Source organism: Micromonospora sp. NBC_01796 (assembly GCF_035917455.1).
Taxonomy (GTDB): domain Bacteria; phylum Actinomycetota; class Actinomycetes; order Mycobacteriales; family Micromonosporaceae; genus Micromonospora_G.
The window spans coordinates 158,639-172,636 of sequence record NZ_CP109078.1 but is presented as its reverse complement, the minus strand read 5'-3'; the positions used below and the strand labels follow the sequence as shown (position 1 = coordinate 172,636).

At 71.1% G+C, this 13,998-nt stretch carries 12 protein-coding genes; 10 read left to right on the top strand and 2 right to left on the bottom strand.

Annotated features, from left to right (window positions below):
• The first annotated feature begins 98 nt into the window (after positions 1–98).
• The 5 genes from OIE47_RS00770 to OIE47_RS00750 all read left to right on the top strand — a co-directional run bounded on the left by OIE47_RS00770 (position 99) and on the right by OIE47_RS00750 (position 6,272).
• Positions 99–1,493 (top strand): cation:dicarboxylate symporter family transporter, encoded by a 1,395-nt coding sequence (locus OIE47_RS00770; protein ID WP_326559520.1) that lies wholly within the window; start codon positions 99–101, stop codon positions 1,491–1,493.
• A gap of 104 nt (positions 1,494–1,597) precedes the next feature.
• A complete protein-coding gene (locus tag OIE47_RS00765) occupies positions 1,598–2,788 on the top strand; it encodes a YncE family protein (RefSeq protein WP_326559519.1) in 1,191 nt (396 codons plus the stop codon).
• Positions 2,789–2,886: 98 nt separating this feature from the next.
• Positions 2,887–3,921 (top strand): aminotransferase class V-fold PLP-dependent enzyme, encoded by a 1,035-nt coding sequence (locus OIE47_RS00760; protein WP_326559518.1) that lies wholly within the window; start codon positions 2,887–2,889, stop codon positions 3,919–3,921.
• A gap of 145 nt (positions 3,922–4,066) precedes the next feature.
• Positions 4,067–5,647, top strand: coding sequence for an MFS transporter (locus tag OIE47_RS00755; RefSeq protein WP_326559517.1), 1,581 nt, complete (start codon positions 4,067–4,069; stop codon positions 5,645–5,647).
• Positions 5,648–5,666: 19 nt separating this feature from the next.
• Entirely contained in the window at positions 5,667–6,272 is a 606-nt protein-coding gene (locus tag OIE47_RS00750; RefSeq protein WP_326559516.1) for a TetR/AcrR family transcriptional regulator, read from the top strand.
• A gap of 27 nt (positions 6,273–6,299) precedes the next feature.
• Here OIE47_RS00750 and OIE47_RS00745 read toward each other — a convergent pair whose 3' ends face one another.
• Both OIE47_RS00745 and OIE47_RS00740 read right to left on the bottom strand, forming a co-directional pair.
• Positions 6,300–8,219, bottom strand: coding sequence for a helix-turn-helix domain-containing protein (locus tag OIE47_RS00745; RefSeq protein ID WP_326559515.1), 1,920 nt, complete (start codon positions 8,217–8,219; stop codon positions 6,300–6,302).
• A 17-nt stretch (positions 8,220–8,236) separates the two neighbouring features.
• Complete coding sequence (locus OIE47_RS00740) at positions 8,237–9,019, bottom strand: 3-hydroxybutyrate dehydrogenase (protein ID WP_326559514.1); 783 nt, start codon at positions 9,017–9,019, stop codon at positions 8,237–8,239.
• 170 nt (positions 9,020–9,189) lie between these two features.
• Between OIE47_RS00740 and ruvC the strand changes: the two genes are divergently transcribed.
• The 5 genes from ruvC to secD all read left to right on the top strand — a co-directional run bounded on the left by ruvC (position 9,190) and on the right by secD (position 13,978).
• Positions 9,190–9,771, top strand: coding sequence for a crossover junction endodeoxyribonuclease RuvC (ruvC, locus tag OIE47_RS00735; protein ID WP_326559513.1), 582 nt, complete (start codon positions 9,190–9,192; stop codon positions 9,769–9,771).
• On the top strand, positions 9,768–10,370 hold the full coding sequence (ruvA, locus tag OIE47_RS00730; RefSeq protein ID WP_326559512.1) for a Holliday junction branch migration protein RuvA: 603 nt from the start codon (positions 9,768–9,770) through the stop codon (positions 10,368–10,370). The genes ruvC and ruvA overlap by 4 nt, the downstream gene beginning before the upstream one ends.
• The gene (gene ruvB / locus OIE47_RS00725; RefSeq protein WP_326559511.1) at positions 10,367–11,425 is read left to right on the top strand and encodes a Holliday junction branch migration DNA helicase RuvB; all 1,059 of its coding nucleotides are present in this window, start codon (positions 10,367–10,369) and stop codon (positions 11,423–11,425) included. The genes ruvA and ruvB overlap by 4 nt, the downstream gene beginning before the upstream one ends.
• A gap of 153 nt (positions 11,426–11,578) precedes the next feature.
• A complete protein-coding gene (gene yajC, locus OIE47_RS00720) occupies positions 11,579–11,911 on the top strand; it encodes a preprotein translocase subunit YajC (protein ID WP_326562960.1) in 333 nt (110 codons plus the stop codon).
• 159 nt (positions 11,912–12,070) lie between these two features.
• Positions 12,071–13,978: a protein translocase subunit SecD gene (gene secD, locus OIE47_RS00715; RefSeq protein WP_326559510.1), complete on the top strand. Its 1,908-nt coding sequence runs from the start codon at positions 12,071–12,073 to the stop codon at positions 13,976–13,978.
• Positions 13,979–13,998 lie beyond the last annotated feature (20 nt).

Here is a 13,998-nt window from a genome sequence, read left to right as displayed (position 1 = left end):
CGCCGGGGAACATCTCGTTGTTTCGGGTTGGGGTCGGCGCGGTGAACACAATGAACGCAAGGATGTGTGCTCGTGAGATCCAGGCCACAGTCTCGGTCATGGACACCCCCACCGCCCGGCCACGACGGGACCGCACCCACTATCTGTACCTTGCCGTCATCGTCGCCGTCGTCGCCGGCATCGTCCTCGGCTTCGCCGCGCCGGAGGCGGCCAAGGAGCTGAAGCCGATCGGTACCGGCTTCGTCGCGCTGATCAAGATGATGATCAGCCCGATCATCTTCTGCACCATCGTGCTCGGCGTCGGCTCGGTCCGGCAGGCCGCCAAGGTCGGCAAGGTCGGCGGCCTGGCGCTCGGCTACTTCCTGATCATGTCGACGGTGGCGCTCGCCATCGGGCTCGTGGTCGGCAACATCGTCCACCCCGGCTCGGGCCTGCACCTCGGTGCGGCTCAGGCCGCCGCCGGCCAGGCCCAGGTCAGCGGGGAGAGCGAGGGTACGGTCGACTTCCTGCTCGGCATCATCCCGACCTCGCTGCTGTCGGCGTTGACCGAGGGTGAGGTGTTGCAGACCCTGCTGGTCGCGCTCCTCGTCGGCTTCGCCGTACAGGCGATGGGACGCCGGGGTGAGCCGGTCCTGCGGGCCGTCGGTGTGATCCAGCGGCTGGTCTTCAAGATCCTGACGATGGTCATGTGGCTGGCGCCGATCGGTGCGTTCGGTGCGATCGCCGCCGTGGTCGGCGCGACCGGGATGGACGCGCTCAAGAGCCTGGCCCAGATCATGATCGGCTTCTACGCCACCTGTCTGATCTTCGTCGTCGTCATCCTGGGGCTGCTGCTCCGCCTCATCGCCGGCATCTCGATCTTCTCCCTGCTGCGTTACCTGGGCCGGGAGTTCCTGCTGATCCTCTCCACCTCCTCCTCGGAGTCGGCGCTGCCCCGGCTGATCGCCAAGATGGAGCACTTCGGGGTGAGCAAGCCGGTGGTCGGCATCACCGTCCCGACCGGCTACTCGTTCAACCTCGACGGCACCGCGATCTACCTGACCATGGCCTCGCTCTTCGTGGCCGAGGCGCTGGGCAAGCCACTCGCCATCAGTGAGCAGATCTCCCTGCTGGTCTTCATGGTCATCGCGTCCAAGGGGGCGGCCGGCATCACCGGTGCCGGGCTCGCCACCCTGGCCGGCGGGTTGCAGAGCCACCGGCCGGACCTGGTCGACGGGGTGGGCCTGATCGTGGGCATCGACCGCTTCATGTCCGAGGCCCGCGCGCTGACCAACTTCGCCGGCAACGCGGTGGCGACCGTACTGATCGGCACCTGGACCCGCGAGTTCGACAAGGAACAGGCGCTCGCGGTGCTCTCCGGTGAGCGGCCGTTCGACGAGTCGACCATGGTCGACGAGCACGGGCCGGCGGACGACGAGACGCCGGACGACGACTCCGGCGACCGGACCGCGTCCGAGGGTGCCGAGCCGGCGTCGGCGGGCGCGAGAAACTGACCGTCACCGACCCGGTTTTCGGGCCATCCACCCCGCGCGACGGGTGGATGGCCCGAAAAGTATGTAAAGCGAAATTTGCGAGGTTTCGTCGGTAAAGTCAGGCCGTGACCAGAGGGCAGAAAATCCTCGCCGGGTCCGTGCTGACCCTGCTGATCGCGCTCACCGCCTGCACCGAGCAGACGCCGCGGCCGTCCGGACGGGCCTCGGTCCCTCCCGGCCAGCAGGCCGAGCCGCAGGCCACGCCGGCCCTGGAGCTGATCGCCGGCATGCCGCCCTACACCTCCACAACGAACGTGTACGCAGCCGCCGGCGCCGATCAGTTCATCGAGGCGGTACGCGGTGACAAACCCCTGGTGTACGTCCCGAACACCGGCAGCGACGACGTGTGGGTGATCGACCCGGAGACGTACGAGGTGGTGGACAAGTTCCCCGGCGGCCCGGAACCGCAGCACGTGGTCCCGTCCTACGACCTGCGCACGCTCTACGTCGCCTCCAGTCAGGTCCCGTCCGGCGGGCTGGTGCCGATCGACCCGCGTACCGGCACGCCGGGCAAGATGATCGACGTGCAGGACGTCTACAACCTGTACTTCACCCCCGACGGCAAGCAGGGGATCGTGGTCGCCGAGTTCTACCAGCGACTCGACTTCTACGACGCCGCCACCTGGGAACGGACCAGCTCGGTGACGTTTCCGGAGTGCGCCGGGATCAACCACATGGACTACTCGGTCGACGGCCGGACCATGCTGGTGAGCTGCGAGTTCGACAACCGGATGCTGGTGGTCGACGCGGTCACGCGGACCAAGGTGCGCCAGTTCGACCTGGACGTGGTGGCCGACGGGATGCCGCAGGACACCCGGCTCACCCCGGACGGGCGGCACTTCCTGGTCGCGGACATGATGGCGGCCGGTGTGTACGTCTTCGACGGGGCGGCCACCCGCCGGACCGGGTTCATCCCCACCGGCAAGGGCGCGCACGGCATCTACTTCAGCCGGGACGGCACCCTCGCGTACGTGACCAACCGGGACGAGGGCACCGTGAGCCTGATCGACCTGGCCACGCTCACCACGGCCGGACTCTGGCGGATCCCCGACGGGGGCAGCCCGGACATGGGCGGGCTCTCGGCCGACGGGCGGGTGCTCTGGCTCTCCGGCCGCTACCACGACGAGGTGTACGCGATGAGCACCGCCGACGGGCGGCTGCTGGCCCGGATCCCGGTCGGCTCCGGCCCGCACGGCCTGACCATCTGGCCCCAACCGGGCCGCTACTCCCTGGGCCACACCGCCAACATCCGCTGACCGGGGTCCTACCCGGGCACAGGCCCACCGTGACCGTCCCGAACGGGCGGTGACGCAGGCCACACCGGCCGGTCCGGGCCGCGGCCTACCCTGCGGCCATGGATCTCGTACGCGCACAGCAGCTGTGGAACCCCGAGCCGGGCTGGCTCAACACCGCAAGCTACGGGCTGCCGCCCCGACCGGGCTGGGAGGCGTTGCAGCGGGCACTGGGCGAGTGGCAGGTCGGGGCCACCTCGTGGGAGGGGTGGGGTGCGGCGGCCGACCGGTCCCGGACCGCGTTCGCCGGGTTGGTCGGGGTGCCGGTCGCCGACGTGTGCGTGGGCGCCGGGGTCTCCCAGTTGCTCGCCCCGATCGCCGCCGCACTGCCGGCCGGCACCACCGTACTGGCGCCGGAGGAGGAGTTCACCTCGAACCTCTTCCCCTGGCTGGTGCACACCGACCGGGGCGTACGGGTACGGACCGTACCGGCGGCGCGGCTGGTCGAGTCGATCGACGCGTCCACCGACCTGGTCGCGTTCAGCCTGGTTCAGTCCGCCACCGGGGCGGTCGCCGAGTACGAGTCGGTGGTGGTGGCGGCCCGTACGCACGGCGCCCTGGTGGTGGTCGACGCGACCCAGAGCTGCGGCTGGCTGCCGTTCGACGCGGGACTGGCCGACGCGGTGGTGGTGGGCGCGTACAAGTGGTTGATGGCACCCAGGGGTGCCGCGTTCGGTTACCTCGCCCCGGCGCTGCGGGACCGGCTCACCCCGCTCGCCGCCGGCTGGTACGCGGGCGAGGACCCGCACGGCTCCTACTACGGGCCGCCGCTGCGCCTGGCCACCGACGCCCGCCGGTTCGACCTCTCCCCGGCCTGGTTCAGCTACGTCGGGGCGGCGCCCGCCCTGGAACTCGTCGCCGAGATCGGCCTGCCGGCGATCCGGGACCACAACGTGGCCCTGGCCAACCGGTTCCTCACCGGCCTGGGGCAGCCGCCCGGCAACAGCGCGATCGTGACGGTGGACGTACCCGGCGCGGAGGAGCGGCTGGCCGCCGCCGGCATCCGGGCCGCCGTCCGGGCGGGCCGCGTCCGCGCCTCCTTCCACCTCTACTCCACCCCGTCGGACGTGGACCGGGCCCTGTCCGCCCTTACCTGAGCGGGTCGACCCGGAGGCGGAGTGAGGGCGATCACAATTCGAAACGATACGGTTCCGTATCGGTTAGGAGAGGGCTAGGTTCTTTACGTTACGAGTCTGTTCCGTATCGTTTTGAGGATACGGAGTATCGGGGTAGGGGCGTTTGATGCAAAACCCACAACCGTTCGAGAACACCGGGCACCCACGGCGGTGGGCGATCCTCGGCGTGCTGGTGATCAGCCTGCTGGTGGTGGTCCTGGACAACACGATCCTCAACGTCGCCCTGCGTACGTTGTCCGACCCGGTACACGGGCTCGGGGCCAGCCAGGGCGAGCTGGAATGGGCGATCAACTCCTACACGCTGGTCTTCGCCGGCCTGCTGTTCACCTTCGGGGTGCTCGGCGACCGGCTCGGGCGCAAGCGGTTCCTGCTGCTCGGTCTGGCCATGTTCGGGGCCTCGTCGCTGCTCTCCGCGTACGCCCAGAGCCCCGGCCAACTGATCGGGGCACGGGCCCTGATGGGCCTCGGCGGTGCGGCGATCATGCCGGCCACCCTGTCGGTCATCTCCAACGTGTTCGACCCCCGCGAGCGGGCCCGCGCGATCGGCATCTGGGCCGGCGCGGTCGGCCTCGCCGTGGCGATCGGCCCGATCCTGGGTGGCCTGCTGCTGGAGCACTTCTGGTGGGGCTCGGTCTTCCTGATCAACGTACCGGTGGTGCTGGTCGGCCTGGTGGCCGCGTTCATCCTGGTACCCGAGTCGCGGGACCCGCGACCGAACCGGGTCGACGTGATCGGCGTACTGCTCTCGGTGATCGGTCTGGTCGGCCTGACCTACGGCATCATCGACGGCGGTGAGCACGGGTTCGACCGCCCGCTGGTCTGGACCGCGATCATCGGCGGCCTCGCCGTACTGGCCGCGTTCGTCTTCTACGAGCGGCGGATCGAGTTCCCCGCGCTGGACGTACGGCTGTTCAAGCTGCCCCGGTTCGCCGCGCCGGTCGCGGTGGTCGGGCTGACCTTCTTCGCCGCCATGGGCGTGATGTTCTTCAGCTCGTTCTACCTGCAACTGGTCCGGGGCTACGCGCCGCTGCACACCGGCCTGCTGTTCCTGCCCTTCGCCGCCGCGCAACTGATCTTCGCCCCGCGCAGCGCGGGCATGGTCAAGCGGTACGGCGCCAAGGCGGTCTCCGCGTTCGGGCTGACCCTGACCGCCCTCGCCCTCGCCGTGTTCATCTTCGTCGGGGCGGAGACGCCGATCTGGGTCCTGCTGGTCTCGTTCTTCTTCCAGGGCATGGGGATGGCGCACATCGTCGCCCCGGCCACCGAGTCGGTCATGTCCGCGCTGCCCCGGGAGAAGGCCGGCGTCGGTTCGGCGGTCAGCAACACCGTCCGGCAGGTCGGTGCCGCACTCGGCGTCGCGGTGCTCGGGTCGGTGCTCTCCGCGGTCTACCGGGACCAGATCGCCGGGTCCACGGCCGCGCTGCCCGGTCCGGCCCGGGACGCGGTCAACGAGTCCATCTCCGGTGCGTACGGCGCCGCCGCCCAGATGGGTCCGGCCGGCCAGGGTGTGATCGGCGCGGCCAACGACGCGTTCGTCTCGGCCATGCACTGGGCCTCCGGGCTGTCGGCCATCGTCGTGGTCGTCGGCATCCTGGTGGTACTGCGCTGGATGCCGGGACGTGCCGCGACCGACGCGCACGTCCAGCCGGAGACGGCGCCCGCGCCGGAACTGGCACCCGCGTCATAAGTCGGAAACAATGACCGACATGACCACCACCGCTGATGCTCCGCGGTCGCCCGGGCGACCGCGGAGCACCCGCGTCGACGAGGCGATCGTCGAAGCCACTCTGGACCTGCTCGCCGAGGGCAGCACCATCGAGGCGCTCTCCATCGAGGCGATCGCCGCCCGTGCGGGCGTCGGCAAGGCGACCATCTACCGTCGCTGGTCCGGCAAGGACGCTCTGATCATCGACACCCTCCGGACCCTCAAGGGTCCGCCGACGATGCCGAACGGGGCGACCGCCCGCGAGGACCTGGTGACGCTGCTCAGCCAGGTGGGCCACAACCCGGACTCCCGAGCGGCGTCCATCTTCCCGTGCATGATGCCGACCATCCAGCGCGACTCCGACATGCACCGGCTCTACCAGGAGCTGCTCGAACCCCGCCGGCAGGTGATGCGGGACGTGCTCCAGCGGGGGATCGATCGCGGGGAACTCCGCCCCGACTTCGACATCGAGCTGACCCTGGCCATGCTCACCGCACCGGTGCTGCTCCAGCGGCTGCTGCGCTGGCACCCGAAGCTCGGCATCGCCGACGACGACCTGCCCGAGCGGGTGGTTGACGCCCTGCTCACCGGCATCGGCGCCGCCTGACACACCCGGAGGCCCGGCGTACGGGCGTCAGGGGGTGGGCGTACGGAGGCGGTGCAGCCGGAGCGCGAGCTGGACCTCCAGCGCCCGCTCCGGCTTCTGCCAGTCCGGGCCGAGCAGTTGCCCGACCCGCTCCAGCCGCTGGGTCACCGTGTTCACGTGTACGTGCAACTGCTCGGCCGCCCGGGCCAGGCTGCCACCCACCCCGAAGTACGCCTCCAGCGTCTTCACCAGCGCCGTGCCGCGCCGGGCGTCGTAGTCGACCACCGGACCCACCGTGTCGGCCAGGAACCGGGCCACGTCCCGGTCGCCGTCCTCGGTGACCGCGCCGAGGAGCAGCCCGACGAAGCCGAGTTCGGCGGTGCTCGCCCCCTCGCCGGCCCGGCCGAGCGCCCAGAGCGCGGTCAGGCAGCGGTCCGCCTCACGGAACGCGGTGCCCAGCGACGCCGGCCCGGTGGACGGGCCGCTGGAGCCGGCGGTCACCGGCCGACCGGTCACCCGGGACAGGTCCCGGACCACCGCCCGCGCCGCCCCACCGGCGTCCTGACCGGGCAGCATCAGCACCACCCGGCCGTCGCGGGCCGCGGCCAACCCACCCCGGGTCGAGGCGTACGTGGTCGCCCACGACACCACCCGCTGCCGGGCCGAACCGGTTGCCGCGATCACGTCGTCCCCGACCGCCACCAGTACGTGCGGGGCGTCCAGTTCCACCCCGAGTCGCCGGGCCCGGCTGCGCAGCGCCTCCGCGTCGCGTACCGGGCGGGCGATCAGGTCGTCGAGCAGTTCACCGCGGACCCGTCCCTCGGCCTCGGCCACCGTCCGGCGGAACAGCAGCAGCAGCGCGGTGACCAGGGCCGCCCGCTCCAGGATCCGCTGGTCGGCGTTGACGAGTTCGTCGTCGGGGTGCAGGACCAACGCGCCGAGGTTTTCCGTACCGGCGACCACGGCGGCGTACCAGAGGGGTCCCCGGCGGACGCTGCGGCCCTCGGTCCGGGACGCGACCACGGCCTCGACCAGGGCCGACCGTTCCGGCTCGTCGATGGTGCCGACCCGGGCCAGGAGCCGGCCCTCGGCGTCGAGCGCGAGCAGCGCGCCCCCGAGCACCTCGGTCACCGCCGCCGCCACGTCCTCCACCCCGCCGCCGCGCAACACCAGCGCGGTCATCCGGTCGTGGGCGGCGGCGGCCCGCTCGACCGACGCGCTGTGGGTCTGGATGGTGCCGTTGGCGAAGGAGAGTTCGGCGAGCGCGGCCTGGGTCTCGGCGAGCAGCCGGGCGGTGTCGATCGCGACCGCCGCGTGCGCGGCCAGCGAGACCAGCAGGGCCACCTCCTCGCGGGCGAACGGTCGGGCGGACCGGTTCGCCGCGTAGAGCACCCCGATCACGCTCGCACCGAGCCGCAGCGGTACGCCGAGGATCGCGACCAGCCCCTCCTCGCCGACCCCGGCGTCGATCTCCCCGGTGTGGTGGAAGCGGGCGTCCTCGGGATAGTTCGCGGTCGCGTACGGGGTGCCGCTCTGCGCGACCAGACCGCCGAGTCCCGCCCCCATCGGCAGCCGCAGCCGCTGGAACCGGGCCGAGACGGAACCGTCGGTCACCCGCATGTACGTGTCGCCGTGCGCCTCGTCGTTGAGCGTCATGTACGCCACGTCGGTGCCGAGCAGGTGCCGGGCCCGGTGCACGATCGCGTGCAGCACCGCGTCCAGGTCACGCAGGCCGGCGAGATCGCTGGCGGTGTCGTACAGGCCGGAGAGTTCGACCTCGCGTTGGCGTCGTCGCTCCAGCAGCGCTCGCACCCGCAGCGCGACCACCTTGGCCTGTTCCAGCTCGGCCAGCCGCTCAGCCGGCAGGCCGGCGGCGCGGGCGGCGACCAGCGGCCCCTCGAACTCCACCGCCGCGGCCTCGCGGGCCAGCAACTCCAGGAACTCGATCGGCGACGACATGGGACCCATTGTGCGGGTGGGGATCTTCAGTTTGCTGTCCAGCCCCCGTCGACCGCGATCGCGGCGCCGGTGATGAACGACGCCGCGGGCGAGCACAGGTACGCCATCAGCTCGGCGACCTCCTCCGGCTCGATCAGGCGTTTGATCGCGGCCCGAGCCAGCATGATCTTCTCGACCACCTCGCTCTCCGGGATGCCGTGGGTGGCCGCCTGGGCGGCGATCTGCCCCTCGACCAGCGGGGTACGCACGTACGCCGGGTTGATGCAGTTGGCGGTCACCCCGTGCGGGGCGCCCTCCAGCGCTACCACCTTGGAGAGCCCCTCCAGGGCGTGCTTCGCCGACACGTAGGCCGACTTGTACGGCGACGCGCGCAGCCCGTGCACGGAGGAGATGTTGATCACTCGCCCCCAGCCGCGCTCGTACATCCGGGGCAGCGCCCGCTGGATGATCAGGAACGGGGCCTCCACCATCACCCGGTGGATGTACGCGAACCGCTCGGCCGGAAAGTCCTCGATCGGGGCGACGTGTTGCAGGCCGGCGTTGTTCACCACGATGTCCACGGCCGCGTCCAGCGCCGAGGTCGCCGCCGGGTCGGACAGGTCGGCGGCCACCGCGTGCCCACCGATCTCCGCCGCCACCGCCTTGGCCGACTCGGCGTTGCGGTCGACCACGGTGACCTCGGCCCCGGCCGCCGCCAGCCGGACCGCGCAGGCCCGACCGATGCCGCTCCCACCACCGGTGACCAGCGCGCTGCGCCCCGACAGGTCGAGCCGTACGACGTGGGGATCCGCCACGCTTTCTGCCGTCATGGCGCAAGAAGCTACGACCCTGACGGGCAGGCGCACATGGGCAACGAACACATACTCGCCGGGGAGCCTATGTGGCTCCGACGGAGCGGGCGTGTCGCCGTGTCCCCGTTTCGACGCCGCCAGTAGGGTGTCGAACACGTGTACTGCCGGTGCGTAGGGGAGGGGGCGGCGTGCGGGTGCTCGGCGTCGACCCGGGGCTGACCCGGTGCGGAGTCGGTGTGGTCGAGGGGGTCCCCGGCCGACCGTGCACGCTGATCGCGTACACCGTGGTCCGTACCGATCCGGCCGCCGACCTGTCGCTGCGACTGCTGCACCTGGACCGGGCGCTGACCGAACTGGTCGCCGAGCACCAGCCGGAGAGCGTCGCGGTCGAGCGGGTGTTCAGCCAGTCCAACACCCGGACCGTGATGGGCACCGCCCAGGCGAGCGCGATCGCCGTACTGGCCGGCGCGCGGGCCGGGCTGCCGGTGCAGACGTACACGCCGAGCGAGGTGAAGGCGGCGGTGACCGGGTCCGGTCGCGCCGACAAGGACCAGATCACCGCGATGGTCACCCGGCTGCTCCGGCTGGACGCGCCGCCGAAGCCGGCGGACGCGGCGGACGCGCTGGCACTGGCCATCTGTCATGTGTGGCGGGGTGGGACCCGAGCCCGGCTGGCCGCAGCGGCGGACGCCGTCGCCCGGCGGACCGCGGCGGTCACCGCACCGCGACGTCCGGGGGCGGGCGCCGCCCGACGTGGAGGAACGCAATGATCGCGAGTGTGCGGGGCGTGGTGGCCGGGATCGGGGGCGACACCGCGGTGATCGAGGTCGGTGGGGTGGGGCTGGCCGTGCACTGCGCGCCGGGCACCCTGGCCGGGCTCCGGATCGGGGTCGAGGCCCGGTTGGCCACCACCCTGGTGGTCCGGGAGGACTCGCTGACCCTCTACGGCTTCGCCGACGACGACGAGAAGCACCTCTTCGAGCTGCTCCAGACGGCCAGCGGGGTCGGTCCCCGGTTGGCCCAGGCGGTGCTGGCGGTGCACTCGCCGGACGTGGTCCGCAAGGCGATCGCCAACTCCGACACCGCCACCCTGGTCCGGGTGCCGGGGATCGGCAAGAAGGGCGCCGAGCGCCTGGTGCTCGAGCTGCGGGACAAGATCGGGCCGGTGGCGATCGGCCCGGACGGCGCGGGCGGTGTGGTCGGCGGGGCGTGGCCGGACCAGATCCGGCAGGCGCTGGTCGGGCTCGGCTGGAGTGTCGCCCAGGCCGACCAGGCGGTGGCCACCGTGGCGGAGACCATCGACGGCCCGACACCGCCGGTGCCGGTGCTGCTCAAGCAGGCGATCCGGCTGCTCGGTAAGACCCGATGACCGACTCCGAGGACCTGGTCTCGGCGTACGCGGACGACGCCGAACGGGACGCCGAGGTCAGCGTCCGACCGAAGCGGCTGTCCGACTTCATCGCCCAGCACCGCGTACGCGACCAGCTCGACCTGCTGTTGAAGGGCGCCATGGGCCGGGGCGCCCCGCCCGACCACATCCTGCTCTCCGGCCCGCCGGGCCTGGGCAAGACCACCCTGGCGAACATCGTCGCGGCCGAGCTCGGCACCGGCATCCGGGTCACCAGCGGCCCGGCGATCGAGCGCTCGGGCGACCTGGCGGCGATCCTGACCAGTCTCGCCGAGGGTGACGTCTTCTTCATCGACGAGATCCACCGGATCGCCAAGCCGGCCGAGGAACTGCTCTACAGCGCGATGGAGGACTTCCGGGTCGACGTGATCGTCGGCAAGGGCCCGGGTGCGACCGCCATCCCGATCGACGTGGAGCCATTCACCCTGGTCGGTGCGACCACCCGGTCCGGGCTTCTGACCGGGCCGATGCGCGACCGGTTCGGTTTCGTGGCGCACCTCGACTTCTACAGCGCGGCCGACCTGGAGGCGCTGCTGCACCGTTCGGCGCGCATTCTCGGCGTACCGATCACCGAGGAGGGCGCGGTCGAGATCGCCGGCCGGTCGCGGGGCACGCCCCGGATCGCCAACCGGCTGCTGCGCCGGGTGCGGGACTTCGCCGAGGTCCGGGCCGAGGGCGTGGTCACCCTGGAGACCGCCCGCGCCGCCCTCAAGGTGTACGACGTCGACGCGCTCGGGCTGGACCGGCTCGACCGGGCGGTGCTCACCGCCTTGATCGACTCGTTCCGGGGCGGGCCGGTCGGCCTCTCCACGCTGGCCGTGGCGGTGGGGGAACAGCCGGACACGGTGGAGGAGGTGTGCGAGCCGTTCCTGGTCCGGGCGGGGCTGTTGGCCAGGACTCCGCGCGGGCGGGTGGCCACCGAGGCTGCCTGGCACCATCTGGGGCGTAATCCACCGAATGGTACATTTGGTGCCAGTCCGAGCGCGGCGCCCGATCTGTTCAGTGCCGAGTCGTAAGCGCCGTGATGTGTTTGTGATCCGTGCCGCATTCGGCGTACACAGACTCACCGACTAGACTTCGCCGCGATCTGTCTGTAGAGACAGGAGATTTCGCTTTCGTCGTGACGTACCACGTTGCGGCGGAGCCAATGGGAAGGTCATATCGTGGTTTTGGAAGCGGCAGCAAGCGGCGGTGGAGCCGGCAGCTTCACGCCGATCCTGATGATTGTCCTGCTCTTCGGCGTCATGTATTTCATGATGATCCGGCCGCAGCAGAAGCGCCGTCGCGAGGCTGAGAACATGCAGTCCTCGATCGGCCCCGGCGATGAGGTGGTCACCATTGGTGGTCTCCACGGCACCGTCGCCTCGGTCGAGGACGAGACAGTCACCCTCGAGGTGGCCCCCGGTGTACACAACAAGTACGCGCGGCCCGCAGTGGCCCGGGTGATCAACTCGGCTCCTAAGCTTGAGACGATCTCGGACGAGGTCGAAGCAAAGGAGTGACCCACCCCCCGGTGTACGGGGCGGGTCACTGATCGAAGATAGTTAATAGCTGTGCCGGCGTGACCCCACGCCGGAGAGGTACGCATGTCGCCGGGCATGCCGGCGCGCCCATCGCCGCCCACCACCAGCGGCCGAACCGTGCAGGGAGACAGGACAGCCGTGGCACCACCTCAGGGACAGATGCACCCCGGGCGGCAGCTAGCCGTACTCGGGGGCATCTTTGTCGTCCTCTACCTCTTAGTCTTCTTCGCCGGCGGTGCTAGCGGGAGCTTCCGCGACCGGTTGGAGCCGAAGCTGGGTCTCGACCTCGTCGGTGGCACCCGGATGACGCTCGAGGCGACCAGCCTCAACAACCAGCCCCCCACGGCCGAGAACCTGGAGGAGGCCCGGCAGATCATCGAGAACCGGGTCAACGCCCAGGGTGTCTCCGAGGCCGAGGTGGTGACCGAGGGCAACCGCAACATCGTCATCTCGCTGCCCGGCCAGAGCCGGGACCTCAGCGAGGTCGGCAACGCGGCCGAGCTGCGGTTCCGCAAGGTGATCAAGGCGACCGACGGTGGGGAGCCCGCTGCGGCCCAGCCGACGCCGCCGGCCGGCGCGACCCCGACCCCGTCCGGTGCGGCGGCGAACCCGTCCGCCGGTGCGACCCCGAGCGCCCCCGCCGCGGGTGCGCCGAGCACCACCCCGTCCGCGGGTGGTCAGGGCGGGATGGCTCCGGCCCCGACGCCGAGCGCCGGTGCCACCAGCGCACCCCCGGCGACGCCGACCCCGAGTGCCTCGGCCTCTGCGGCCCCGGTGCCGCAGAGCGTGGAGCAGGCGCGGGCCGCGGTCCAGCAGAAGGTGGGCCCGGCGGCCTGGCAGGCGGCGAGCGCGCTGCAGGCGCCGGCCGACCTGACCACCGATCCGACCCTGCTCGACACCCTCAAGCCGTTCGGCGAGCTGACCGGTCGTGAGGTCGCCGCGCTGCCGGCGGCGATGCAGTTCAACGTACCGACGATCACGTGTGACCTGCTCGGGCAGCGCCCGCCGGCCTCGATCAGCGCCCCGGACCAGCAGGTCGTGGCCTGTGAGGGCCCGGTGAAGAACCTGCTCGACGTGGCCAAGGTGTTGGGCACCGACGTCGACGACGCGAGCGGCCAGCTGGACCAGAACAGCCAGTGGGTGGTCAGCCTCAACTTCACCGGCGACGGACAGAAGAAGTGGACCGACCTGACCCGCGAGGCGTTCGGCAACAAGGGCGGTACGTGCGACCAGAGCGCGCTCGGCCAGGACGGCAACTGCCGGGTCGCCGTGGTGCTCGACAACACGATCGTCTCCTCGCCCGAGATCCAGGGCGTCCTCACCGGCGACTCGCAGATCACCGGCAACTTCACCAGCAAGGACGCGAACACCCTCGCCGGCCAGCTCCGCTTCGGTGCGCTGCCGGTGACGTTCGAGCCGCAGGAGCAGGAGAGCGTCTCCGCGACGCTCGGCTCCAGCCACCTCAAGGCCGGTCTGCTGGCCGCCGGTGTCGGCCTCCTGCTGGTCGCGATCTACTCGTTCTTCTACTACCGCCTGCTCGGTACGGTCATCATCCTCAGCCTCGGGCTCTCCGCCCTGCTGGTGTTCGGTGCGCTGATCGTGCTCGGCCGGCAGATCGGCTTCACGCTGACCCTCGCCGGCATCGCCGGATTCATCGTCTCCCTGGGTGTCGCCGCCGACTCGTTCGTGATCTATTTCGAACGACTCAAGGACGAGATCCGGGAGGGACGCAGCCCGCGTAGCGCGGTTCCCCGCGCCTGGGCCCGGGCCCGGCGGACGATCATCTCGGCCAACGCCATCTCGATCCTGGCCGCGGTCGTGCTCTACGTGGTCTCGGTCGGCACGGTGAAGGGCTTCGCCTTCGCGCTCGGCCTGGCCACGATCCTCGACCTGGTCGTCGTCTTCCTCTTCCGGCACCCGATCATGACGATGTTCGCCAACACCAAGGCGTTCCTGTCGCCCCGGGTCAGCGGACTCGGACGGGTCCTGCACAAGGCCGAGGCCGAGCCGACCGAGCCGCGCAACCCGCGCGCCAAGGAGGCCTAGCATGAGCGAGCCAGTCATCC